We start from the raw sequence: 23092 nt of genomic DNA, 5'->3' as shown, positions 1-23092 counted from the left end.
TGTTATAATTTCATAATAAAAGCCAGCGCGTAATAAGGTGGGGTGGGGTCGATGGAATGCGTGTGTGAATTGGTGGTTAACGTTGCACCATGACTATGCCCCTGACTTCCACCTGAATTAGTTGTTTGTGACACGTGGCAGTCATAAATCATTCCCTCTTTTGAGTCACCCACATAATAGTGATAACCAGTATAAACCACCTCGTTATAACCATGTGAATGACTGGGTATCTGTTCTAGCGTCAGCCTGGTATTATCAACAATCACACTTCCTGTCACTGTAGCCCCCCCTGTTACTGTTGTCCCTCCCCCCGTATCGCTAAATTTAATCCCCCTTCCGACAATAAATCGATCACGTAAATCTGGTGTCCCCTGACTTCCATCACATAATGCCCATCCTGCCGGGGCAACACTGCCGCTAAACATAGTAATAATCCCCCGGGGCAGAACGGTTTGTGGGTCAATACTGACGCCATCAGCATCAACGGTAATACCATTCCCGGGTTTTACACTTACCCCCTCCGTATCAACACTCATCCCCCCTTTATCTTTGAGTTTTAATTCCAGAAGCCCCGGTTCAGAGAGTGTAAACCCCTCCGCTGGCCCCGACTGCCCGTCTGCGCCACCCACAGCCTGACGGCCAATATTAGCCAAATCAATCAAGTCAGCAAAATCGGTCTGCAGCGGAATACTGCCCGCTTTAAAGCGCTCTTTCAGCACAGAAGCTTGAGGCACATCCGGACTCAGTAGACCGCCGTCACTTTTCGCCTTCACTTTTTTACTTAACTTCACCGGGTTATTCACCGCATTTTTTGTTTTTTTCACAGTGGTTTTATCAGTCATGTTTCTCTCCGGATGAGTGGTTATGTTCAGGAACCGTCGGCACGTCCTGCGGGACATAAAACAGCTCGTCTCTAAGTATGGCATCGGTATTCCACTGCGTGCCGTCACTGCCGACGACCTCAGTACGCTGTGTCTCTGTGGCAATTCGCATCAGGCCAATGTCCAGTTGAGGTACCGGCAAATGTCCTAAGGTCAGCATCTGCAGAATCGCAAAGGCGTCATCCCCCAGAGGTACCCCGTTGTTCTGCCAGCGTTTATATGTCGCCCCAAAATTGTCAAAAGTTGATGCATCAAGCCAGTGGCTAATCAGCGATACGTGGGCCGGAAACTCCTCCATCATAGTTGCCTGTACCCAGGCAACCAGCTTGTCAGGCACAATATTCTGCTCCTCTGTCAGATTGCGATTGAATACGGCACTGACTACAAAGGAAAACCTGTCGGTGGTCGCATAGTTTGACTGACTAAAAGCCCACTGGTAACGAAAAGCCGTCTCTACAGTCGGAAAATCCTCTGGACTGTCAGCCGCTTTTTCAATGAGCAACGTACCCGCTATCGGATCAACGGCCTTTATGGTCGCCTCAAGCTGCCAGTCGGCACCGACAGGGGCGGAACGGTAGAGGTTTCCCCCCGGCATGGAATACTGAAGGCCTGCAGGGCGTAAAACTATGACATCACCAACACTGACCATCGAGGGATACGGACTTTGGGCATTGCTCACAATTAAACGCTGCTGTTTATCCTGCGGTTGCTCAGCGGCATAATTCAGCCGGTAATCCATATCATGCAGCCAGACATTGCTGTTCTGCCAGCGTAGATTGTGACTATCCCAAGCGCTCTGAAGCCCTGACAGATTGTTGAGCAGTTGCTGACTGTTCTCCGTACTGACGGTAAAGCTATCCTCCAGGGTATTGATAACCAGCAACCGACTCACATAAAGTCGGCTCTCTCCCTCAATCGCAATCAAGTCTATGAGCTGCCCCAGGACAACCTTACCGGCACTTTGCTCCTGCGTCAGGGTAATGTCAGAGCCATCGATCTTAAACGCCGTCGGGGTCTGCTCGCTATCAAAGATGCTGTCCGGTGTCTGAGGGAGCAGTTGACGATGCTCAATCAGATAAAACGGAAGTTGTCCAAGGTCCGGTTTTTCAGCAAAGCAGGTACGATCAAGACCGATGCGCGCAGCAATACGTTTTTGCAGTGCTGACACCTGGTCAATACGGATATTAATACGGTCATAGCCTAAGCTGGGTTGCTGTGCCAGATAACCACGTTGAGTCTCGAGGAAATCAGCCTCATCTGACGTCAATGCGATGGACGCCCGCTGGGTACCAAAATAGCCCAACAGATACTGGAGAAAATCCAGTTCGCGGGCGTAATTGCCTCGTTCAGGCGGATGTTCCGGGCCCGAAAAGATAGCCACATCCCGTTGCTCAATCGCCTTCAATGCCGCCGCATAGGATGCATGGACCGCTTGCTGAACCTCTGTGTCTGTATAGGGCCAACGGGTACCCCGAATGTCATCACCTCGATGTGTGAATGCCAGTAATTTCGGCAATAACGCCAGTTCTGCCGTGCCGTCGGCTAACAACTGGTCTACGGGCAGCAAAAATTGATGCAGGCCGCGTGTAGACGCATCAATCATGGCATCCGGCTGCTGTAATAAATAGCACTCAGGCAGGCGCTGCCCGACGGGAACATAGGGAGTCTGATCACGAAAACGTCCGGCAGGTAACACCGTAGGGGCTGTCACAATCAGCGCTTCCTGTGTCAGATAGCCCTTCATCGCATCACTGTCCAACGGGCTATTAATGCCTCCAGCCATCACCAGGCTTAACGGGCTGTTGTGACTCGCCAATAGCGGCAGGGGATCATCCCCCCACAAAAGGGGGTAATAACCATCCGCAATCTGCCAGCACCAACTGCTCCCCGAAACGACCGTAATGTGTTCATCGCCAGAATCGACGCCTAAGGTTGTCAGGCTGGTCACACCGGGGATCGCCAGTATAAGCGGAACAAGGGGGCTGAGATCCAGGACGTATCCCGTAGGTAAAATCTGTGATGGTGCGATTTGTTGCCAACCGTGTTGCAACCTCGGCCCCTCAAAGATGGCGTCATCGGGATCACCGAGCCCACGCCGCTGTTCGGTCGTATAACGTCTGACGGTTGGTCGAAGAAACGCTTCAGTCACCTGATAGATGTGAGCCACTATCTGATTAATGTCGTTAATGTCTCCGGACAGTTCAAGTGTCATCCGAAGGGGAAAGGTCACCGGTTGTAGCCAAGTAATACACGAAACCGCTTCGCCGAGATTACGATGTCCCGTGAGAAATCCGTTCAGGCATTTATCCACCTTTGTCCTGTTTTCTTGTGACAAAGACTGGGTATAACGGGTCGGGACAACCGATAGCCAGAGATCTCCACGCAGGATCAGCTCCTTCTTCTCCCCGGCATCCGTGGGTTCACTGAAACTGTACTCACGTTTGTCCGCGTTATACCACCAATGGAAACGACGCTCTTCAGGCGCCTGAATCAGGCAGACATCGCTGAATAAAAAATCCTGTTCCGGGGTGTTTAGAGCAATATCCCCTTTTATGTCACTGCTGTGCAAATCTAGCAAGGCACGGCGATAATCCTCGGCCGTCACTGTATTACAAGTCAGCACGAAATCAGGACCAAACTCGGTCGGGAATAACGTATCCTGATCATTCTGAGTCAGCAGGTCATTTAAGGGCAACGACAGACGGTAACACAGGTCGGAACAATTCCAGGTGGCAGACTGTAGTAAAGTGATCCCCGGATCGTGATCGCCGGTATCAGTCCAGATATCGCCACTGAGAGCAATAATCTTCTCGCAGGCTTGTTGCCAGAGTGCATCAAACGAAATCGCATCTTTAACTTCGGGAAACAAGGCGTTATCTTTAGACATACGTCTCTCCCTCCGGGCACAAAATAAGCACCTCGTCGTATTTAGCAGTAACGGTATTCTGTGTTTCCTCAGATGTTCCCGCTTCCGTTTGGTGAATCAGTACCAGCGCATTCACGGACTGAACCAGGGGTGACAGTTGTAACGTGGCTAACAGCTGGTAATAATCCACCTTATTTCCTGGCGTCACCGCCTGCTGCAGATCGCACGCCCAGGGCATATATTCTTGCTGCAATTGCGCCGCAAGCTGGCGATAGCCATAGTCAGGGTTGATGCCTGCCACGAATGTCACCTGATAACATGCCCTAACATCAGTATATTTTGGATTGCTGAGCGCCGGCTTTGCCCATAGAGAGGTGTACTGCGTCAACCATTGTGCCATCCCTGTCAACCTTCCCTCACTTAATGCGGGACGCAACGCATCATCATTATCGCAATAACGGCTATCAGGGATAACCATCAGCATCTGCTCCTCAGGTGCCGGCAGATGGCTCAGTGTGTCCACGTCAGGAAAACGAACATCAAAAATCTGCGGGTATTGCTCCATCAGCAGGCTACGCATATTGCTCCATGTGATAGCACGATGTCGGTGGCCAATCCGCGTCGCAGCACGTTGCAACATTGCAGGTTCTGGCTCCCGGGGTTGCCCCCCCACAGAGGGAAGCGGCTGGCTAATATTACTGATGGCGGAAACGGGCGTTACAAGTTGGGTGATAGTGTTGGCCGGCAATGCCTGGGTAAAATGCCGATCATCAATATCCTGTTCCTGATCCAGCGTCGCGGTCATCGCATTGGCCAGAACGGCCTGCAGTCGCGGCATCGATTCTGAAGGAGGTAGACTTCCTTCAGGTAGAGTGCCCTTTATCCAGTAATAACCTGCATCCAACTGCAGTCCACCGCCTCCCTGCTGAATATCATCCGGTAGCCGTGCCCGCCACAGGTTGCTGACGGATAAGCCCATCGTGTCGTCCTGCACCACCGCCTCCAGTGAGGCCCATTGTGCGCTCTCGTTCCAGTACCACCAGGTCAAATCAAGTGCAAATGATGCACGCACAGACCAGTAAACTGACAGGGTGTCCTTCGCAGACGTCCCGCAGAACCCCAGCCATAGCCCTGGGGTTTGCGCGTCAGTTTCATCCGTTTCACTTTCCGTTTTACCAAAGAGACGAAAACCTTCAGCAGGGAGTAAGATCCCTTTATCCGTGTCAATGGCCGTACACCGTTTCCACGTCCCCCCATCCTTCCTGGTCCAGAACAGCACGCCCAGCTGTTGTCCAGTTATCAACAGACTGTCATCAGTCTGATAGCTGATGCTGTTCCCGGCGCTATCCTGACCGCCATCCAGAAGACTGCCGACAGGTAACCAGTAAGGAAGAGCATTTTTCTGTAGCGTAAAACTCACCGCCACACTGTCCGACTTGGGGGAGCGGGGAGAGAATCCCAATAAATCCCGGTAATAAAGCTCACGATGCCGTGCCGGTAGTGTGTTCAGCAAGACCCTGGGGGTCTCAAGCAAATGCAGAAAAGCCAGCAGGAAAGCCTGTTGTACCGGCAGTGTTTTATCTGCAAGCTCAGGGGTGAGATAAATCTTGCCCAACAAATCCGGTGCCTTCCCTGCCATCCAGAAGGTTTGCCAGACTGCCCCTGCATGACCAGAGAACGGTACGTTCCCGGTATATCCCGCTACCGCCTGAAGCAAATCAGACACTGTCCGTGGATCCAACAGGAATGCATTTTCTTCCAGCCCGGAGTCTAGTCTTTGTTTCAGTTGTTCCAGGTCAGACATGATGTCATCCATTGGTTATGTGATAATAAATGAAGGCTCCCAGGGCCCGCTTTCGCGGTATCAGCATTCAACTGATTCACCCGGCCGTGACAAAAGACTGGCTATTAACAAAGCTCCCCGCCCCCGAAACAGGACTCAGCGCCGAATCCGGAACGCCTTGTGGGTCTATCGCCGCAGAAGTAGGGGTAAAACACGCGACAAACTGTCTGCCTACAACAATGATGGCAGTTATGGCCGTGGCAAACCCAGTCTGTTGATCGGCGGCCAACGCGGTTATTGTAATATTTCCCGTCCCGGGTGTTGTGTATGGGGGCCGGGTATAAGTAGCTGCAATAGATACTTTTTTCTCATCGCCGAGCACGCAGATTTTTTTATTCGTAATACAGGCTTCCCCACTCCCCCCGATGAGGCAAGGCCCAACAGGTGTCACGATACAGTCCCCAAACCGGGGGGGAAATTTCAGCATATCACCGTCAATCACCACTATTTTATTCACAGCAACCTCAGCGTCTGACCGTCATTGATGTTCAGCAGGCCTTCCACCGTCTCGACCAGATTCGTGCCCGAAAGATAAACGGTGATCTGAACCTGCAAACGACTGGTATCTCCCTTCGCCGACCGGATAATGACATCCTTGAGTACCGCACGGGGTTCATAGCGCAAAATGCTTTCTTCTATACGGTTATGAATACCAGTCAGCAGTTCATCGGTTATATTCTCAAAAATAAAATCATGCATGCCCCCTCCCCAGCTCTCACGCATAATCCGTTCACCCGGCTCTGTCATAAACAGCACGCGCAGGCTCTGCATTACTGCCTCAATCCCTGAGGCCATAGCCACGCCGGTAGCGGGGGAAAACTGGGGCGGAAATGACCAGCATTGCCCCAACGTCTCTGTCAATATGTCATTACTCATACCGTTGTATGAACACATCCCCGTTTGCAAAGCTTCTGTGGTACTAACATTGACGACACCCGGGCGAATTTTCCGGTTTGTCAGGCCACGCGCTGACCGTCTTTGTCACCATTCAGTCACCATAGCAACCTTTCTGTATTCACCCTTTTTAAGCGTTAATGTTTATCGATATCAGCCATATACGACCTGATACTTATTGTCATGACGGTCATAAGCGGCGATGGCTCACTGCGTCCGTCCCAACTGAACAACCGTGTCGGCACATCTCAGGGCAATATATCGCGGCACTATCTTTCACCAGTCGGGTCATTCTGTGCTGCTTCGCCTTTGTTACCGCCCGCTCCGGGAAGTTTTCCCTGCGAGCCGTTCATCTCATACTCTCTGTATCGTTAATCTTTTTTCATGTTAATGTTTGCACTGGTGATCTCCACCTTCTCTTTACCGGTGATCGACAGATCACTGTCAGCCTGCAGGTCCAGCATACCGGCCGTCAATTTCAGGGTATTCTGCGTCTTCACGGCAATGTTTCCCTCTCCGGTTAAGGTGATCGTATTATCATCGGCCTGCAGCGTCAGCGTGTTATCGTCAGAATCGATCATGAGGGCCTGGGTCTTGCCAGCATTGCTCACGACCAACCCTTTCTGACTGTTCTTTTCATCAGGTGGGAACGGGGCGGTATTTTTAGGGTTATGCATCGCTCCCAGGATCATCGGATAACGCGGATCGCTGTCGATAAAACCCACCACCACTTCATCACCGGGTTCAGGGTAAAAACAAAATCCACTCGCTTTACTGGCCCAGGGCTTGCTCAGTCGGGCAAAAATCTGCGAATCGGGCAGATTCAGTGCAGGCAAATCAATGGCTATCCGATCCAGGTGCTGAGGATCAGCGGTAAAATCCGCCACCTTGGCAATATGCAGTGAGCGGACTGGCGGAACAGGCTCCAGCATCGATGCCGGCATGCCTGTCACTAACTCACTGCGCCAGCCATTCTCAGTATCAAACTGCTGAATGACCCCAGTCAGGATGGCGGTGCCGTCTAGCCCCGTCCCAAACTGGCTCAATTGAACGGTATCCCCCAGTGCGAAATCCCGGGTCCCTGCCAGCACAATATACCCCTGCACACCGGTCAGTTGTTGGTGATTAAGCCACGACATCGAGAGGGTTTGCAGAGTGGCTTCGGGCATCATGCTGAATGCAAGGGCATAGTCTTGTGCCCGGGATGGGGGTTGTCCGACATTCCCTTCAGACCTCCAGGGACAAAAAGTACCGGCCTGACTTTTTTGTACAGCGGTAAGTCCCTGTGCGGCAATATCCCATCCCTGCAGTGACAGGCTATCCAGTGTAAAGCGGTTATCAAAATTCAGGTTGACTTCATACAGCGTATAATCGCCATTACCGCGGGAAAGTTTCCGGGGAGTCATGGCAGAGGCTGACAGCGCGCTTATCACCACATGGTCACTGGCAGCATCGGGCAACAGCCAGCAATTAGTGGACAGTAGCCGACTGCGGATAAACTGCCAGTCACTAAGACGAAACTGGATCAGTTGATCATGCTTACTGCACATATTCTCAACCGCGTTTTGCGTCAGTTTCACCCCCACGGACTGTAACTTCCCCTTCAGTATGGAGCTGTCATCCTGTTGGCGAAATACCCGACTATGGGGCAAAAATGTCAGTTTCTGCAACGAATGACGAGCTTCCATCTTCACGGACCAGTATTTCCCCTTTAACTGCATTTTCTTTTGCACCAGATAACCGCTGAACAACGGCTTTTCATCCAGTGCAATTACCACACGGGCGCCCAGGGTGACACGGCTGACTTCTTGTTGTATCGCGCTATCCGTCGTACCATTATTGTCGGTAGGAATACTCAGCTCCAAGTTGGCAAAAGGAATATCATTTATCTGCTGATGAACCCGCAAACGACGGAGCCCCAGAGCACTCCTCTGCCCGTTAATGTCCAGAGTGATGTGGCTCATGAACCCCCCCCTTTCGTCGCCCGCAAGAGGTCCCCGGACTGAAAATTATCCAGGTTATCCATATCATTTTCCCTGGCAAGAGACAGGTAATCGACACTGCTGGACAGCGTCTCGCTTGCACTGAGCGATAACAGCGGCAACGAGGCCATATCAGGCACGCTGACAAGTGCGCAATCGGGAGTATTCTGTGCTTTTATGGATTGCTGAATAACAAAACTTTCATCAGCCACAAGACTCAGACTGACGGTCGCCCGTAACGGCGTGGCATCACGATCAAACAATGTGTAAGTCACCGACAAATCACGGGCACGACCTGCAAACCAGCCTTTATTTTCCCAGCGCATTTTTCCCCAGGTGATGCGCAAAAAATAAGGCGTTCCTGTTGCAGAATCCACAGCGCAGAGTGATTTCAGCATCATCAACTGCGTTTCTATCGGAGTGGTATTACCCGGCATCATGCTATCGAACAACAGAGTGAGATTGAGACCGACTGGCTCGGAAATGATATAACGGTTGCTTTGTGGCACCTGATTAATGGTGTCTTCTGTGCTAAAACGAGTTTGATAATCCAGCTGAATATTCTCTGGATTGTACATCGCGCTCATGCTGCCCGCAGGGATTTTCCCTTCACGATCCTTCCATGCATTAATGGTCAGCTTTGACAAACCACATGTAAGCAAGCTCACTGACGCCCCCTTTCCAGTAGTTGTTCCAGCACCTGTTGTTTAATAATTTCCACCCAACGTTGTGCGTCCCACTCACGGTGTTCTGCCAACGGCCAGGTGCCCCCGATCGGCGCACTCTCCGTGACCTCAACCTGTATGATCAACTCACGAATCTCAACGGTCATAGCTTTATCCCCAGCACGCGCATATCCTGATAGCGCAGCTCAAGAGTGTTAATTAACACAGTGTTACTGTTGGCATCCAAATCGCCCATCTGCCAGCGCACCGGCAGTGCATGACTAAGCGTCCAGGTGGTGACCGGCAATGCCAGGTCATTCAGCAGCATGATAACCACATTCGCCCACTGCGTACTTTCCCGGCGTAAAACGCGATCAAACTGCATAGTCAGGGGAGAGGCATTTATCACTCCCCGCTCCAGCACCAGACTGCCGTGGTTTACCTGCTCGGCTAGCCAGAGATTACGTGCGTTTTCGCCGCCCTCCCGATACTGACTCACCTCCAGCGTGCGTGACAGGCCCGATACGCGCTGGAACGCGATGTCAAACGGATTAGGAATGTCGTTAAACAAAAAATTGACGATAAAACGATGAGAGACAGCAGGCGTATTCATCATGACTGAACTCCGGTTTGCGTGCTGGCAGTGCCATTACGCAGATCCAGCGCCAGGCTGATATCAATAAATTCCGCGGGTGCCAGCAAAGCCAGACTTACCTGCAGGATAATCTTCCCGCAGAGAATATCATCTTCCGACATAGTTTCATTCAACCCGATACTGAGCGAAAAAGCATCATCCTCCACGGTGCCAAAAAAAGCCCCAGCCAGCCATTGCTGGCGCAACCACGTCCAGACCTGTCCCTTTAACTTCATCCACGTTTGGGAATTATTCGGCTCAAACAGATACGCACGGGCCAGTTTGCTCAAGTAACGTTCCACACTGTTGACCAGTAAACGGGTTTGGATATAACGCCAGTCAGTGTTGTCCCCATCCACTAAGGTCCGACATCCCCATAAGCAAACGCCTTTCCCGACAAAACTGCGGATCAGGTTGCAGGAAACACCCCGGCTACCCAGTAACACCTGAGACGTTAAGATACTTTGGGTAGGTCGGAGCGTACTGTTCAGAGTGATATTGGCCGGAGCCTTCCAGACACCTTTATCGCAGGCTGAGCGCTGAATGGCCGCCGCGACTGCCGGGAGAGGGGACAACAGCACATACGCCAACGTCTCATCCCTGTAGCACGTTTCCAGCCGCGGCCACCAAGCGGCCCCACATTGACAAAGATCCGCAGAAAAAGACTGTTTGGTGAGCGCCACGGCCTGCGCCGGATCCTCCGGTAATTCCAGTAACGCAAAGCGTTGCTGATCCTGACGACACAAGGTCAGGACCGCTTCCCATCCCTGATACCAAAGCGAGGCGGTATCAACCACGCCCGTGCCAAAATTGTCCTCAGGAAAGGAGGAAACGATAACATCATTTAACTCGCTCAGTTCCGGTACTAATACCAGCCCTGTCTGCTCATCCGCTAAAATAATGTCCAGAATTCGTGTCGTCTGTAATGCGGCAATTAAATCCTTCAGACGCTCGACGGATTCTACCTTCCCGGGCCCCAGAGACAACACATAACACTGCAGCCCACCGTTTTCAAAGAAGTGGCGCAGGGAATAAGCCAGCGTCCCACATGGTCCAAAATAAGTGCTAACCTGCGTCAAGGAGCCTACACTAAAGGGCTGCATCATCGGAGCAGTCATACCAGGAAGGGTATAACCAATAAACAGAGGCATCGTCACAGGATCGTCATCTGTCGCTTGCGTTAACAGAGAGTCATGGTACGACACTCCAGGAAGAACCATCGCCATCACAGTATCCTTATCACTTATCAACGGTCGGAAAAGAGATCTCTTTACTGAGACATGTCCTGGGTAAACTGAAGGATGATGAATTCAGCAGGACGCACCGCAGCCATACCCACCTGCACAATCATTTTTCCCTGATTGATATCATCCGTGGTCATGGTGCGGTCTTTGCCGATTTGCACACTGTAGGCCTCTTCTGCTTTGTTACCAGCCAACCCCCCCAGTAGCCAGATACCATGCAGATAATTTTCGATAGCGATTTTTACCCTTTTCCAAGTCAATGCGTTGTTAGGTTCAAATACCATGGCTCGCATGGCTTTTTTGATATCACGCTCAGCGGTATCAAACAGGCGACGTACCGGAATATAGCGCCAGTTATCATCATCAGGCTTCAGAGTACGGCCTCCCCACGCGATAACGCCCCGATCGCTGAAATAGCGGATCGCATTGACGCCGAGCTGATTCATCTGGCTCTGAGTATCATCGGTGACGCGAAAACTGACATCACTCACCCCAGCCAGTTCCACGTTAGCCGGGGCTTTCCACACGCCGCGTTCACGGTCCGTGCGACAATATACCCCCGCCATCACCGCGGACGCACTGACAGTTGAAGAGGCACTGGAAACCGGAATAAGTGGAGGGTAATACACTGCAATATGCGCATTATCCCCCAGGCCAGCAGGCGGCGTACCATCATGGGAGTCAGCCAGCAGAAAATAGCCTTTATTCACCGTCAGTGAAGGGGTCAGGATTCCATAGACCGTTGACTTGTATGTAACATCATTTTCAGATACGACAAACAGGGTGATATCACCGACTTTATCAATCATATCGGGCAACCCAGAGGTGCAAGCAGTATCCGTTGCATCCTCAAGGGGATAAATATAGCAAGCACCACCACCGTTCTGAAAGTAAAGTTGTAGTGCAATATCAACTGTAAATTTTTGGCAAAAATCCAGCCAGCTACTGACCCGGGTAATTATTTTTTTATAGTTGTCATCCGATGCAGAAAATTTACCAATAAACAGTGGAACTGCTGTCGCGCCCTGACTGACGGAAACTGCAGGAGATGCGTCTTCGTCAATATAAACACCCGGAAACGTCGTGGTAACATTAGACATTATATTTTCCTCGAACCCTATATGTACTGAGAGATATCCTGACTGACCTGCAGAATAATAAATTCAGCAGGACGCACTGCGGCCAGGCCGATTTTGATAACCAATTTCCCTTGATAAATATCATCATCCGTCATGGTGGTGTCCTTACCAATGGCGGTAAACCATGCGTACTCCGGCGTATTCCCCACCAGAGCCCCCTGCTGCCACAAACGGTGAAGATAATTATCCACGATCGATTTTGCCCGCTGCCAGGTAGGCTGACTGTTTGGCTCGGATATCAGTTTGCGGAGCAGTTTTTTGATATCTGTATCCACCATATTAAATAACCGACGTACCGGGATATAGCGCCAGTTATCACTGTCTTCTAAGGTACGTGCACCCCACAGCACGGTACCCGTGTCGGGGAACGTCCGGAGCATATTCAGCACTTTGCCCTGATTAAATTTCCCCTGCAGCTCATCAGTGACAGAATAAATCGAGGTAATGCCGTTGATAGCAATATTACACGGCGCTTTCCAGACGCCACGGATACTGTCATTTTTCACTATCGCAAGCGCAACAACGATACTCGGTGCAAGAAACTCTACAGAATCAGAGCGACACCATGGATAAAAAACAGCAGCATGAGGGGTTGCGCTAAAATCCTTCATAATGACTTCAGCAGAATCAGAGGACGTTATTACCCGCTGAGGACCATCAAGTAACGCAAATACAGGTTTACCGGAAGCTGCCAGATTATCGACAGCAGTAATCACAGCAGCTTGGCTGTCCATATCATGATTATAACTTTGATACCCTGCAAAACCCGCAGAGACAATGAGATTAATCTCATCGTATTTTTGCACGGCCGTTTCAATGTCCCCAGTCTGAGCCAGATAACATTTTCCTCCGCCTGCATCAAACCATGCAGACAGAGAGTTATAGTACGCATACCCATAATGCACACCATAGTTATCTAACTCCTGACGATTATCAAAACAAAGAATACCTTTATTTGAGGGATACCTCGAACCGAAACTAATAAACAACGGTATTATAATGTTACCCTGAGAGACAAATACACCACTTCTATCTGATTCTGATATATAAACGCCAGGATAGTTTACATTTACTGTCATCTCAGGATTACCCTTTGTCGGGACATGTCATGCATTCACATTGGGGAAATCGCCCACGCTACCGCCCCTGATTTACACCAGTCTGCATATGGCTGATAAGTGAAGCTTGTGATTCAGGGTGAGTCAGTACTCAGGCTACCTGAATACTCACACGGTCAGCCATCAGGGTGATCTGCTGTACGGCAATCTCATTGCTTGAGGCATCGAAAGAAGGTGACGAGAGTGACGTGGGAAAAGCATTACTAATATTCCAACTCATAAGCACTTCCGTTCCCGCATCATTAGTCAGGCTAATGATAATATCTTTTTTATCGACCTGATTAAGCTGAATGGAGTTAATCCAAGCGTAAAGTGCATTTTCACCGGGGAAAACTCCTTTACTGAGAGTAATACTGGTGGCCTGTCGCTGGCCAGGCATTTTGAACCAGTTACCTGCCCCATCCCGGTATTCGATAGTGTCATAATTAATATCCAGTCCAGAGGCACTGGTAAAAGGAACTTTATCATCACCCAGAGTGACAACAAACCTATAGGTTGGGATTGGATACTGCACTGCGATTTCGTCTGCGGTAATAGCCATGATATCATTCCTTCTCAGGTTACAAAAAACACCGACTAAAAAAACAACAAACAATTTTTCACAGGAGAATAAAAAACAATTCATGATTCTTCTGTAAAAACACGCCACCATACCTGATTGACGTCAGCTATCAATCGATTGCACTTTCAGTTGACGGGATGGGAGCCCCGCCCACACAAAATCAACATGCTTCATCAGATTAAGGCCTTTAGCACCAGTTTTCATTGTGTACTCCATACCAGGATGACTATTTATCAAAATGTATGGACAAGGGAGATAGCACTTGTCAAGGTGCTGTGATTCTATCATTACGGATTTCTCCCACAGCGCATTGCGATACATCCATCATACCCCTGCGTAATCATGATTATTTTTCAGTTCGTGAAACCGCATAAAAATATTGGATACCAGATCTTGGGACTGTCTGCACCCGGCCATCGTCGCATCGGTGATTAGCGCCCCTTGTCTGTACATTGTTTATGCGCTAGAAGAAACATGAGACTCGTTGTCAGGTGGTGTAGATGAGTCTCGGAAAAGTCAGCGACGCCGTCAATCCCGATATCCTGCAGCGTCTGCAACTGCCGCTGTTCACGGTTGGCACGTTGCCGCTTTCCGGTTGTTACACTCGTCTCGTGATTCCCTGTCCCCACGCTTAATTCCACCATTCTCAGCCCCCTTCAGAATCCTCACGGACAACCGATCAGCGTTATGCTTGGCGGAAGGCTTAACAACGGGGAAAGATCACTGTCCAGACATATCAACAAACCGTAAACAGACAGGGTTGACGCCAGCGGCCTCCCGTCAGGACACATACCGGATACTGGCACTGAATAAAGGGAGATTGTCATGGCACCATGTTCACCGTTCACTGAAGTCACCCGCATCGCTTTCGCCCTGCTGTTTGCGTTACCCGGCTCCACGGCAGCCGCCAGTTGCAGTTGCAGCAGCAGCGTCAGTTCCCCGGATGAAAAGGGCATCTTTGCCGATCGTGAACTGGGCGAAAAAGATGTAAGAATGTCGATAATGAACACTTGCCCGCAAAAATAGCATTAATGGCAACCTTGCTGTTCAGCACTATCGACACCTGATTGGCGACCCTGTCATTGAGGCTCTCGGCTCACATACCATTATCAATGACAACGTCATTCCGGTCATGACAACTGAATATTCCAGATCTGCACTAGCTGTTGCCCCGGCAATCTCAGCACAAATACCACCGCAAGATACAGGTCAGCACTGTGAGGTCACCGTTGGCCACGTTCGACTGACATTGTCTGGTAATATCACCCCAGCCATGCTCTGTCAGCACAGGTATGGGGAGCAGCAGGTTACAGGTATGAAGATTACGCCTATGTAACCATGGCGTGCTGCCACGTACGAAAGAGAATGACCTGGGTCAACAACCTATTTTAAAAATCCTCGGTATGGTTGACTCCTCTCTCTCCCGTTTTGATACTTATAAAGTAAAAATATGGATAGTGCGTTAATTTTTATTAAATTTACACGAGGTTTTTCATGTCAAAAATAAACGGCCCTATAAATTTACCTGCGCAGTTCTATTCTGAAGGAATTAAAGGCGGCTCTGTATCTGTACTACAAAATGCTTTTTACATTCCAGGTGCCGACACTGATAACACATCCACTCCCTTTTATACAGATGTGGCCATTATTGACTTGTTATCCGGAGATAAAGTTAACAAAATAGTTCATCACCAATACACTGAAAACCGAACGATTAATACAATATGCTGTCAGGGTGAGTTCAGCATCTCTTTTAATGGCTCCTATCCCTATTATGACATTGGCGATTCAGACTTTAATGGCTATATTACTTATTCCTCTCTGAGTGGCCGTGGATTTTCCAGTGAAACAGAAATTCAGCTACCTGATGACGTAAAACTTAAAACGTCGTTCTGTACATCAATGTATGACTATAATAATGAAGAGGTTTATTTTGGTGCAAGCATAAACAGGTTCCGAAGTGGTTATGTGGTGATCAATGCAAAAAGCAAAGAGTATAAAAAAACGATTTATGTCGATGACAGAGTAAACAATATTCAAAATGTTAATGCAGCCATAAGTAAATACAGGAGATTATATATTGCCGATCAGATGCAAACAACATCTGGCGCTATCCTCTGCTATGATGACACAACTGACAGTTTTATTGATTCCATTCCACTGATACCAAAGCCTGACTGGATTATGCAAATTATGGGGTTGGCCATTGACGACTCTAGGGATACTTTGTATGTCCTCATAGACTTTTCCAAACCAGAATCATCAGAACACGTCAGTACAATACAATTATTCGACTCACAATCTCACAACCCTCTTGGCCAGTTTGACCTGGAGCATGGTGCTTATGCATTCTCTCCCATCATTAATCAAAAAAAACAACTGATGTATCTGGCCCGGGATAGAGCTATTCAGGTGGTTAATTTAACATCTAACACTCTTCAGAACGAAATCCCGCTTCCTATTGATACTCAGCTTGGCGACCAGATTTATCAGATAGATTACAGCCCTGTCATGAATTGCATCGTCGCATCGGTCTTTCAAAACAGCACCCCTTGTCTGTACATTGTTTATGCGCCAGATGAAAAATGACTCGTTGTCAGGTGGTGTAGATGTCCCTGAAAAGACAGCGTCGCTGTCATGACCACGGAACATACCCCCGCGCAGTGTCCATCACCTGCTGAACCAGTTGACGGGCACTGCACATAACGCATTCAGGCTCAGCCAGAGTGCCGTTTATGGATACGTCTTATCGCTGCCACAATCTTTTCTGCATCACCCGCCGTGACGTGGGGGGCGGATATGCTCCCGGTGAACGCGGTCATATCCAGTCTGGCGTTTGAAACGACCTCAGAGAGAAGAGGCATCATGTTAACATTAAGGGAGGATATTTCTTTCCTGACTACCTCAAGCGTTCTGGTGTGCCAGTGGGGTTCCGGCGCCGAAAGCCAGTCGGCGCGAAAGCGATACTGCACCGCTTTCGCGACGTCTATTTGCACCTGAATAAAGGCTCTGACGGAGGCACCGTCAATCCCCGACCTCTCCGCCAGACCCATTAACGCATTAATGACCTCTTTTTCCCGTTTAATATCTTCAACGGGCAGCCGGTATATTTCCTTATGGACGGTACTGCCATGAAAGCGGTATGACCATCACCGTCGAACGTCACAGCCCCTCCGGGCAGTGCATGACCGCAGACAGTGAAGACGCGGTAACCGACGCTATCCGGGAGCTGGCCCGCTGGTTATATGGCTGGCTGGAAAGCGATTACGAATGGCGGAGCTCTGATGTCGTAACAGACCAGCTCATCCGTACCGGTCAATACACCTTCACCGGATCCGGTCAGCGCTTCGGCTGACCCCGTCACCGTTAACCCATTCTCAATCCACTTTTTAGCGAGGTTTAACCATGCCTGATATCCCTGCCACAAATGACAATATGGACGCGTCGCGCTGGGGCCTGCAGCGCAACATCACCCCGTGTTTTGGCGCACGCCTGGTCCAGGAGGGGAACCACCTGCATTACCTGGCTGAACGCGCCAGCATCACCGGCACCTTCAGTGACGAGGATTTACGTCACCTTGACCGGGCATTTCCTTTGTTGCTTAAGCTGCTTGAGCTGAAGCTGACCCTCGGTGAACTTGACCCACGTCGCCCGTACGGCGTCACGTTGTATGCAAAAGGGCTGACCTGTGACGCGGATACCCTCGGCAGTTGTGGGTACTTCTATATAGCGATTTACCCGACGCCAGCAACAACCGCATAAACCTTACCGTAGTACCACTCACCCACAAAGAGAACCCAACGATGAGAATTTATCCTGTCTCCGCAAAACGGGCCGCAGAGATTGAGCGGTTAACCCATAAATCACCGATTTACGTGTGGCAGCGCCTCCTGACATATCTGCTGGATCGTCACTACGGCATTACCCTCAACGACACGCCGTTTGGCGATGACGATGCCATTCAGGAATGAATTGATGCCCTGAACGAGGTTGCTGAATACTGCGACCTGGAGCGTATTGATAATCGGGGAAAATCACTCCTGCCCGTCTCGCCACGGCTCACGCCAGCAGATATCCGGAATGCCCAAAACGCGGTGGGTCTGGAAGGCAGCAACAATACCCTCATCATCAGCGGACAGTCGTCAGCCAGAAGCTAACTCCCCTCCATCACACCGTCGTCTGGTACAGGCGATACCACCAAGCGGCAGTCCCCGTTGTCGTAACGGCTGGCGCTGCCTTATTAACCAATACAAACCCAACCACTATCCTCAATGCGGGAGGCTTATCCGCGTCCGTCACCGGTAGAGATCTGGCAGCGCCTCCTGAGCCACCTGCTGGATAGACACTACGGCCTGACGCTCAACGATACGCCGTTTGGCAACGACGGCGTGATCGAGGGCCACATCAACTCCGGGATCTCACTGTACGACGCGGTGAACTTTATCGTGGAAAAATATGACCTAGTGCGTACCGATCGCCATGGTTTTAGCGCGGAAGCACAGTCACCGCTTATCAGCAGTATCGATATTCTCCGGGCTCGGAAAGCCACCGGGCTGATGACCCGCAGCGGGTACAAAGTGGTGACCGACATCACCACAGGCAAATATCGCGAGGTGCAGTAATGAAGTTATCCCTGACGGTTAAAGCCGATAGCATCAACGTACTGGCACTCAACATGGGCCGGATCGCCGTAGATATCGACGGGATTGAACTGGCTGACCTGATCAATGTGGTCTGTGACAACGGCTGTACGCTGCAGATCGCTGATGAACCGGGTAAGGTCATCATTGAATCGACGCTTCCTCCCTTTACGTCATTGCCGGGGATCTGCTGCAGTACCGCGCACATCACGGCAGAAGACAATTCGCTGCTGTATTCACTGTCGCATCAGGAGCAGGATTTTGGCGAGTCGGAATGGATTCATTTTTCGGGATCCGGCTATCTGCTCCGCCTGGAAGCGTGGTCGTATCCGGTCTTACGCCTCAAACGCCTCGGCCTGTCGAAAGCCTGCCGCCGGTTAGTGGTGACGCTTATGCGTCGCTACGCCGTTGGTATTATTCATCTGGATGCCTTTGGTGAACTGCTACCCGACTTTGCCATTTTTGACTGGTAACCCACACTCAGCAGGACAACCAAAACCATGACATTAACCTCTGCCACCAGCTCGTCGGGGGAACTGGCGCCGCAGGCCCCTTCGGTATGCCTGCCGGGCATATGCTGCAGTACCGCGCATATTACCCTGGAGGACAGCCTGATACTGGCGCAAGCATCATCACCCGCCACTGAATGCGGTCACTGCGACTGGATACACGATACCGGCTACGGCTATCTGCTCCGGCTCAATGCCCGGTACCACCCGGAGCTGCATCTGAAAGCGACTGGGCTCTCAGGAGCCTGTCGCCGTCTGGTCATCACGCTGATGCAACGCTATGGCATCCACATCCTGTACCTGGATGCGGATGGCGACCTACTGCACTTTTGACTGGTAATCCAGCCTCAACCACCGCATCGCCCAGCCGCGCCAGGCCCCTGTACCTGAAGGCTATCCAACGATTTATTTCCTCGACGGCAATGCGGTGCTGATGGAGCTGAAGGCTGCCCTGCTGGCAAAACTGGCGGCGGCGAAGCGGCCGCCGGTGCTGGTCATGATCGGCTATGACAACGACCTGCGCATCGATGCCGCCGGCCGCGCCTACGACTATACGCTCCCTCTGCCGGCAAGCATGAAGAAACCGCTGCGGGCCGGAGGAGGCGCTGATGCATTTTTGCAGTTGATTGAAACGCAGATCAAACCGGCGATCGCCGCCAAAATAGCGATCGATCCGCAGCAACAAACGCTGTGGGGGCACTCCGTTGAATGACTCCACTGTGGCATTATCTGTTGGTGTTCCCGGCCGGGAAAAATCAATACGGATCCCACGCTCATACACCCACTTATCCAGCATTTCCCCCGCAAATTCAGAGCCATTATCCATTTTCAGCAACCGGGGAAGCGAGCGACTGAGGGTGATGCTATTCAGCATTTCAACGACTTCCGTTGAGCACAGATTCTGCCCAACACAGATTCCCAGACATGGTTCGGATACAGCCCTGAGGCTGTGGCTGGTGGCGCTGCTGATTTGTTGCGATGCGGTCTTTTGAGACGTAGGGACAGTCCCTGTTCACGGTAAAGACGGTAAATACGTTTATGGTTATCCTGACAGCCTTCCCGCCTGAGTAAGATGTGAACCCGCCGGTATCCGTAATGCACGCGGGTTTCTGTGATCTCACGGATACGCAGGCGCAGCGCACTGTCATCGGCCGCCACGGAGCGATAGCGAAACGAGCTGCGACTAACCCGCAGCGCAAAACAGACCTGCCTTTCGCTGGCCCCATAACGTGCCTGCAGGTCCCGGCCCCATTCGCGCAGCCGTGCCAGCGTCAGGTCTTTTTTGCCAGCATGTCCTGCAGCATCGCCTTGTCGAGGCTCAGATCGACCACCAGTTTCTTCAGCCGCAGGTTTTCCTCTTCCAGCTGGCGCATGTGCTTCAACTCAGAGGGCGAAATACCACTGTATTTCTTGCGCTACGTATAGAACGTGGCATCAGAAATGTCCAACTTACGGCAGATCTCAGGCACCGACGTACCCAGTTCGGCCGGCTTCAATCTGCTCTTCGGTGAATCGTTATTTTGTCATCGGCACCACCTCCGTTCAGGGAGTGTAGGTCATGCCGAAATTCTGTTTCTGTATGGCTCAGGATTTTGGGGTGCAGTTCACTAATGGCCGGGTTAAATGCTTACTCAGTGAAGATTTTTATGATTTCTGGAATCACAGGGATTAGTTGCGCGAAAACCACAGCAGAAAACCACAGCACCGATAACCCAAAGAATTATGCTCGTTTTAGCATCGCTTACATCTGCTTTTGTTGCATAATTTGACTTTATGACGGCAAGGTCAGTTTTCATGCTTTGTACGTCATCTTCGAGTTTCTGAATTCTTCCAATCATGTTATCGCCTCCACCGCCACCGCCTTGCTTGGTAGTATGATGGGGGAGAGGGGAATTTGCAATTGCGGTTGTTTTCTGTACTAGTTGGAATACCTCACCCATTATCATCTTCTCCGACAACAAAGAACCCACATTCTTTCGTGTCCAGCAAATTGCCCTTGTTGCCGTCAGAATCACTGCCGTGTAGTGAAACCACTACCGTATATAAATCTGAGCTCGTTAGTCTAATTTCTCGCAGGCGAAATGACACAATGGCTATCTGTTGAGTTTTCGATGCGGGATGAGCAAGTAGAATGTTGGCACTGCCTTTTTGCTGATTACTGGGAGAAAGTATTGACACATCATTTAACTTGATATCAATCTCATTCCAATATAAGCCCAATTTGTCAATAGCGGTGATAAAGCCAGCAGTAATTACGATTGTATGGCATTTATTGAGAACAATGCCATACATCATTGCATCAGGTAAATATTGCCCATTTGCGATCATTCCCTCCCGTATCAAGGTAGGGTACGAGAAAAGTACTTTTTCATGAATCACGTCATTATCCACTATTCATTGGGTGGCAACGCTCGGTGCGCAAGAGGTTAACGACTCGGCGCATTTGCCTTGCGAATTGACCGAACGTCGCCATTGTTTGGTGGCAGGGCAAAGTCAGTATGTTTTTGAGCGCTGAGGTCGTTACTGACAAGCCCTGCCATTGGGTGGCGCAGCGTCACCAATCTCGTGAATAACGCCACGCCATGCTTATCATGCTTATGCAAGCAGCCGAAAAGTAAAAAAGGAAGTTGAGCGGTGTCAATAGGGGCGGCAACGTCCAGGCTGCAGGACCGGGACGGGCACGACGAATAAGAACCCTGCAAATTATCCAGACGTCACCATCGATGGGTTGGCAGCACCTGATCGCCCTTATATCCGAACCCCGAGAAGAGTTACGTTAACCCAGATGCTGCCATTCTTGAGTGGCGACCTTCAGCCCACGATATGTGTGCCAACGCCCGTTAGCTGGTTAAGCTGAAGGTCACCATTATTTGGGTGGCCGCTCATTTCAATGCGTGGGTATCCGCACGTCGGTAAAGATGATGGAAGATAACCCCCGCACCCTCTGTCTGAAATGAGCAGCCATTGGGTGGCAACCAAAACCTGTGAGGTGAACGCCTGCGGAGCGGACAATAATTATGGCCTTGGCTGCCATTGGGTGGCACGACCTGGAAGTTGCTGAGAAAACCAAGCCGCGCCGTGCCTGTCGAAGAACATGCAGTTATAGCTTGTTAACGATAGAGGGTGACTGTCAAGGGTGAAAGGAATGAGCGGATTGTAGTCGAGAGCTCATGTTAAACGCTGGATGCATAATCACCCGCAGTTAGCGTCAATTGACAGGAAATACCTCCCTGCAATTGTATGGTGGCTTTAAGTTGTTAGGCGGTCATCCCATCCCCATTTACTAATTGAGGTATTTCATGGGTGAAATAAAAGACTGGAGTGCCCCCGAGCCCGTAGACAAATCTGCCCTATAGTTTGAGCATAGGAGGAGTCTATGGGCACACCACGTTTTACCCCTGAATTTAAGGAAGAGGCCGTCCGCCAGATCACCGAGCGGGGCTATTCCATCGCTGAAGTATCTGAACGGCTCGGCGTGTCGGCGCACAGCCTTTATAAATGGCTCCGGGCTGTTAAGCCTGACAACAGTGGACAGCAGGCACAGGATTTACTTGATGCCAGAACAGAAATTCTCAGGCTGAAAGCACAGCTTAAACGCGCTGAGGAAGAGCGGGATATTCTGAAAAAGGCAGCGCGGTACTTTGCAAGGGAGCCCGACTGAAGTATCGCTTTATCAACGATCACCGTGAAATCTGGTCGATTGTTACGATGTGTCGGGTCCTTAAGGTTGCCCGTGCCGGATTTTATGTCTGGCCCCATAACCCTGTATCCGCCGGAGAAAAGGATAACCAGCGACTGCTGGAACTCATCCGCGACTCCTATGCGCTGAGTGGTGGAGTTTACGGTTATCGCAGGGTTCATGGCGATCTTCGCGAAATTGGCGAAGTGTGCAGCAGAAACCGGGTTGCCAAAATCATGAGGAAAAACAAGATTCAGGCTATACATGGTTATAAAGTGCCACGCGGAACCCGAGGACGACCGTCACTGATAGCGCCCAATCGCGTACAGCGGCAGTTTACCGTTGTTCGGGCCAATCAGGTCTGGGTCACCGACATCACTTATATCCGGACCTGGCAGGGATGGTTGTATCTGGCGGTGGTTATCGACCTCTTTGC

24 protein-coding genes and 2 pseudogenes are annotated in these 23092 nt (G+C 50.6%); 10 read left to right on the top strand and 16 right to left on the bottom strand.

Annotated elements, in window-relative coordinates; translation table 11 throughout:
* Nucleotides 1-2: 2 nt before the first annotated feature.
* The 13 genes from ACJ8PN_RS23600 to ACJ8PN_RS23540 form a co-directional block, all read right to left on the bottom strand.
* Nucleotides 3-842 (bottom strand): tail fiber protein, encoded by an 840-nt coding sequence (locus tag ACJ8PN_RS23600; protein ID WP_420277254.1) that lies wholly within the window; start codon nucleotides 840-842, stop codon nucleotides 3-5.
* Nucleotides 835-3768, bottom strand: coding sequence for a hypothetical protein (locus tag ACJ8PN_RS23595; protein WP_442535251.1), 2934 nt, complete (start codon nucleotides 3766-3768; stop codon nucleotides 835-837). The genes ACJ8PN_RS23600 and ACJ8PN_RS23595 overlap by 8 nt, the downstream gene beginning before the upstream one ends.
* Complete coding sequence (locus ACJ8PN_RS23590; protein ID WP_420277256.1) at nucleotides 3761-5551, bottom strand: hypothetical protein; 1791 nt, start codon at nucleotides 5549-5551, stop codon at nucleotides 3761-3763. The genes ACJ8PN_RS23595 and ACJ8PN_RS23590 overlap by 8 nt, the downstream gene beginning before the upstream one ends.
* A 76-nt stretch (nucleotides 5552-5627) precedes the next feature.
* Complete coding sequence (locus tag ACJ8PN_RS23585; RefSeq protein WP_442535289.1) at nucleotides 5628-6032, bottom strand: hypothetical protein; 405 nt, start codon at nucleotides 6030-6032, stop codon at nucleotides 5628-5630.
* Between the two features lie 11 nt (nucleotides 6033-6043).
* Nucleotides 6044-6385 carry a GPW/gp25 family protein gene (locus ACJ8PN_RS23580; RefSeq protein WP_442535250.1) on the bottom strand — a complete coding sequence of 114 codons (342 nt, stop codon included), beginning with the start codon at nucleotides 6383-6385 and terminating at the stop codon, nucleotides 6044-6046.
* Nucleotides 6386-6855: 470 nt separating this feature from the next.
* Nucleotides 6856-8448, bottom strand: a complete 1593-nt coding sequence (locus ACJ8PN_RS23575; protein WP_420277259.1) for a phage baseplate assembly protein V — start codon at nucleotides 8446-8448, stop codon at nucleotides 6856-6858.
* Entirely contained in the window at nucleotides 8445-9134 is a 690-nt protein-coding gene (locus ACJ8PN_RS23570; RefSeq protein WP_420277260.1) for a CIS tube protein, read from the bottom strand. Before ACJ8PN_RS23570 ends, ACJ8PN_RS23575 begins: the two co-directional genes overlap by 4 nt.
* Nucleotides 9131-9298 carry a DUF5908 family protein gene (locus ACJ8PN_RS23565; protein ID WP_420277261.1) on the bottom strand — a complete coding sequence of 56 codons (168 nt, stop codon included), beginning with the start codon at nucleotides 9296-9298 and terminating at the stop codon, nucleotides 9131-9133. Before ACJ8PN_RS23565 ends, ACJ8PN_RS23570 begins: the two co-directional genes overlap by 4 nt.
* Nucleotides 9295-9747, bottom strand: coding sequence for a phage tail protein (locus tag ACJ8PN_RS23560; RefSeq protein ID WP_442535249.1), 453 nt, complete (start codon nucleotides 9745-9747; stop codon nucleotides 9295-9297). The genes ACJ8PN_RS23565 and ACJ8PN_RS23560 overlap by 4 nt, the downstream gene beginning before the upstream one ends.
* Entirely contained in the window at nucleotides 9744-10991 is a 1248-nt protein-coding gene (locus ACJ8PN_RS23555; RefSeq protein ID WP_420277263.1) for a phage tail sheath family protein, read from the bottom strand. Before ACJ8PN_RS23555 ends, ACJ8PN_RS23560 begins: the two co-directional genes overlap by 4 nt.
* Before the next feature lie 44 nt (nucleotides 10992-11035).
* Nucleotides 11036-12109 carry a phage tail sheath family protein gene (locus ACJ8PN_RS23550; RefSeq protein ID WP_420277264.1) on the bottom strand — a complete coding sequence of 358 codons (1074 nt, stop codon included), beginning with the start codon at nucleotides 12107-12109 and terminating at the stop codon, nucleotides 11036-11038.
* A 17-nt stretch (nucleotides 12110-12126) separates the two neighbouring features.
* Complete coding sequence (locus ACJ8PN_RS23545) at nucleotides 12127-13227, bottom strand: phage tail sheath family protein (RefSeq protein ID WP_442535248.1); 1101 nt, start codon at nucleotides 13225-13227, stop codon at nucleotides 12127-12129.
* Between the two features lie 130 nt (nucleotides 13228-13357).
* The gene (locus ACJ8PN_RS23540; protein ID WP_420277266.1) at nucleotides 13358-13807 is read right to left on the bottom strand and encodes a phage tail protein; all 450 of its coding nucleotides are present in this window, start codon (nucleotides 13805-13807) and stop codon (nucleotides 13358-13360) included.
* Between the two features lie 846 nt (nucleotides 13808-14653).
* Between ACJ8PN_RS23540 and ACJ8PN_RS23535 the strand changes: the two genes are divergently transcribed.
* From ACJ8PN_RS23535 to ACJ8PN_RS23495, 9 genes are all read left to right on the top strand, one after another.
* Nucleotides 14654-14854 carry a hypothetical protein gene (locus ACJ8PN_RS23535; RefSeq protein ID WP_420277267.1) on the top strand — a complete coding sequence of 67 codons (201 nt, stop codon included), beginning with the start codon at nucleotides 14654-14656 and terminating at the stop codon, nucleotides 14852-14854.
* Between the two features lie 468 nt (nucleotides 14855-15322).
* A complete protein-coding gene (locus ACJ8PN_RS23530) occupies nucleotides 15323-16417 on the top strand; it encodes a YncE family protein (RefSeq protein ID WP_420277268.1) in 1095 nt (364 codons plus the stop codon).
* Between the two features lie 553 nt (nucleotides 16418-16970).
* Nucleotides 16971-17183, top strand: a complete 213-nt coding sequence (locus tag ACJ8PN_RS23525) for an antitoxin of the YeeV-YeeU toxin-antitoxin system (RefSeq protein WP_420277269.1) — start codon at nucleotides 16971-16973, stop codon at nucleotides 17181-17183.
* Between the two features lie 50 nt (nucleotides 17184-17233).
* A complete protein-coding gene (locus ACJ8PN_RS23520; protein WP_420277270.1) occupies nucleotides 17234-17590 on the top strand; it encodes a type IV toxin-antitoxin system YeeU family antitoxin in 357 nt (118 codons plus the stop codon).
* 41 nt (nucleotides 17591-17631) lie between these two features.
* Complete coding sequence (locus ACJ8PN_RS23515; RefSeq protein WP_420277271.1) at nucleotides 17632-17799, top strand: TA system toxin CbtA family protein; 168 nt, start codon at nucleotides 17632-17634, stop codon at nucleotides 17797-17799.
* Nucleotides 17800-18075: 276 nt separating this feature from the next.
* On the top strand, nucleotides 18076-18450 hold the full coding sequence (locus tag ACJ8PN_RS23510; RefSeq protein ID WP_420277484.1) for a TA system toxin CbtA family protein: 375 nt from the start codon (nucleotides 18076-18078) through the stop codon (nucleotides 18448-18450).
* Nucleotides 18450-18941: a DUF5983 family protein gene (locus ACJ8PN_RS23505; protein WP_420277272.1), complete on the top strand. Its 492-nt coding sequence runs from the start codon at nucleotides 18450-18452 to the stop codon at nucleotides 18939-18941. Before ACJ8PN_RS23510 ends, ACJ8PN_RS23505 begins: the two co-directional genes overlap by 1 nt.
* Nucleotides 18942-18968: 27 nt before the next feature.
* Nucleotides 18969-19310: a DUF5983 family protein gene (locus ACJ8PN_RS23500; protein ID WP_420277273.1), complete on the top strand. Its 342-nt coding sequence runs from the start codon at nucleotides 18969-18971 to the stop codon at nucleotides 19308-19310.
* 25 nt (nucleotides 19311-19335) lie between these two features.
* The gene (locus ACJ8PN_RS23495; protein ID WP_442535288.1) at nucleotides 19336-19689 is read left to right on the top strand and encodes an alpha/beta hydrolase-fold protein; all 354 of its coding nucleotides are present in this window, start codon (nucleotides 19336-19338) and stop codon (nucleotides 19687-19689) included.
* Here ACJ8PN_RS23495 and ACJ8PN_RS23490 read toward each other — a convergent pair.
* The 3 genes and pseudogenes from ACJ8PN_RS23490 to ACJ8PN_RS23480 form a co-directional block, all read right to left on the bottom strand.
* A pseudogene (locus ACJ8PN_RS23490) lies at nucleotides 19678-20473 on the bottom strand (IS3 family transposase); the annotation flags it as partial. The gene ACJ8PN_RS23495 and the pseudogene ACJ8PN_RS23490 sit on opposite strands and share 12 nt — an antisense overlap.
* 135 nt (nucleotides 20474-20608) lie before the next feature.
* Nucleotides 20609-20917, bottom strand: coding sequence for a hypothetical protein (locus ACJ8PN_RS23485; protein WP_442535247.1), 309 nt, complete (start codon nucleotides 20915-20917; stop codon nucleotides 20609-20611).
* Complete coding sequence (locus ACJ8PN_RS23480) at nucleotides 20910-21356, bottom strand: hypothetical protein (RefSeq protein WP_420277275.1); 447 nt, start codon at nucleotides 21354-21356, stop codon at nucleotides 20910-20912. Before ACJ8PN_RS23480 ends, ACJ8PN_RS23485 begins: the two co-directional genes overlap by 8 nt.
* A gap of 997 nt (nucleotides 21357-22353) precedes the next feature.
* On the opposite strand from ACJ8PN_RS23480, the pseudogene ACJ8PN_RS23475 reads away from it, so the two are divergent.
* A pseudogene (locus ACJ8PN_RS23475) lies at nucleotides 22354-23092 on the top strand (IS3 family transposase); the annotation flags it as partial.

Source organism: Serratia sp. CY76391, assembly GCF_052166695.1.
Taxonomy (GTDB): domain Bacteria; phylum Pseudomonadota; class Gammaproteobacteria; order Enterobacterales; family Enterobacteriaceae; genus Serratia; species Serratia nematodiphila.
The sequence above is the reverse complement of the archived record's forward strand: the minus strand, read 5'-3'. Positions and strand labels throughout refer to the sequence as shown.

What these genes read in the sequence shown, in the direction of transcription:
- ACJ8PN_RS23535 (WP_420277267.1), top strand. Translation starts at nt 14,654, where the DNA reads ATGGCACCATGTTCACCGTTCACTGAAGTCACCCGCATCGCTTTCGCC.
- ACJ8PN_RS23505 (WP_420277272.1), top strand. Translation starts at nt 18,450, where the DNA reads ATGAAGTTATCCCTGACGGTTAAAGCCGATAGCATCAACGTACTGGCA.
- ACJ8PN_RS23515 (WP_420277271.1), top strand. Translation starts at nt 17,632, where the DNA reads ATGAGAATTTATCCTGTCTCCGCAAAACGGGCCGCAGAGATTGAGCGG.
- ACJ8PN_RS23500 (WP_420277273.1), top strand. Translation starts at nt 18,969, where the DNA reads ATGACATTAACCTCTGCCACCAGCTCGTCGGGGGAACTGGCGCCGCAG.
- ACJ8PN_RS23575 (WP_420277259.1), bottom strand. Translation starts at nt 8,448, where the DNA reads ATGAGCCACATCACTCTGGACATTAACGGGCAGAGGAGTGCTCTGGGG.
- ACJ8PN_RS23590 (WP_420277256.1), bottom strand. Translation starts at nt 5,551, where the DNA reads ATGTCTGACCTGGAACAACTGAAACAAAGACTAGACTCCGGGCTGGAA.
- ACJ8PN_RS23545 (WP_442535248.1), bottom strand. Translation starts at nt 13,227, where the DNA reads ATGACAGTAAATGTAAACTATCCTGGCGTTTATATATCAGAATCAGAT.
- ACJ8PN_RS23485 (WP_442535247.1), bottom strand. Translation starts at nt 20,917, where the DNA reads ATGGGTGAGGTATTCCAACTAGTACAGAAAACAACCGCAATTGCAAAT.
- ACJ8PN_RS23600 (WP_420277254.1), bottom strand. Translation starts at nt 842, where the DNA reads ATGACTGATAAAACCACTGTGAAAAAAACAAAAAATGCGGTGAATAAC.
- ACJ8PN_RS23580 (WP_442535250.1), bottom strand. Translation starts at nt 6,385, where the DNA reads ATGGCCTCAGGGATTGAGGCAGTAATGCAGAGCCTGCGCGTGCTGTTT.
- ACJ8PN_RS23525 (WP_420277269.1), top strand. Translation starts at nt 16,971, where the DNA reads ATGACCATCACCGTCGAACGTCACAGCCCCTCCGGGCAGTGCATGACC.
- ACJ8PN_RS23550 (WP_420277264.1), bottom strand. Translation starts at nt 12,109, where the DNA reads ATGTCTAATGTTACCACGACGTTTCCGGGTGTTTATATTGACGAAGAC.
- ACJ8PN_RS23555 (WP_420277263.1), bottom strand. Translation starts at nt 10,991, where the DNA reads ATGGCGATGGTTCTTCCTGGAGTGTCGTACCATGACTCTCTGTTAACG.
- ACJ8PN_RS23595 (WP_442535251.1), bottom strand. Translation starts at nt 3,768, where the DNA reads ATGTCTAAAGATAACGCCTTGTTTCCCGAAGTTAAAGATGCGATTTCG.
- ACJ8PN_RS23540 (WP_420277266.1), bottom strand. Translation starts at nt 13,807, where the DNA reads ATGGCTATTACCGCAGACGAAATCGCAGTGCAGTATCCAATCCCAACC.
- ACJ8PN_RS23565 (WP_420277261.1), bottom strand. Translation starts at nt 9,298, where the DNA reads ATGACCGTTGAGATTCGTGAGTTGATCATACAGGTTGAGGTCACGGAG.
- ACJ8PN_RS23560 (WP_442535249.1), bottom strand. Translation starts at nt 9,747, where the DNA reads ATGATGAATACGCCTGCTGTCTCTCATCGTTTTATCGTCAATTTTTTG.
- ACJ8PN_RS23520 (WP_420277270.1), top strand. Translation starts at nt 17,234, where the DNA reads ATGCCTGATATCCCTGCCACAAATGACAATATGGACGCGTCGCGCTGG.
- ACJ8PN_RS23530 (WP_420277268.1), top strand. Translation starts at nt 15,323, where the DNA reads ATGTCAAAAATAAACGGCCCTATAAATTTACCTGCGCAGTTCTATTCT.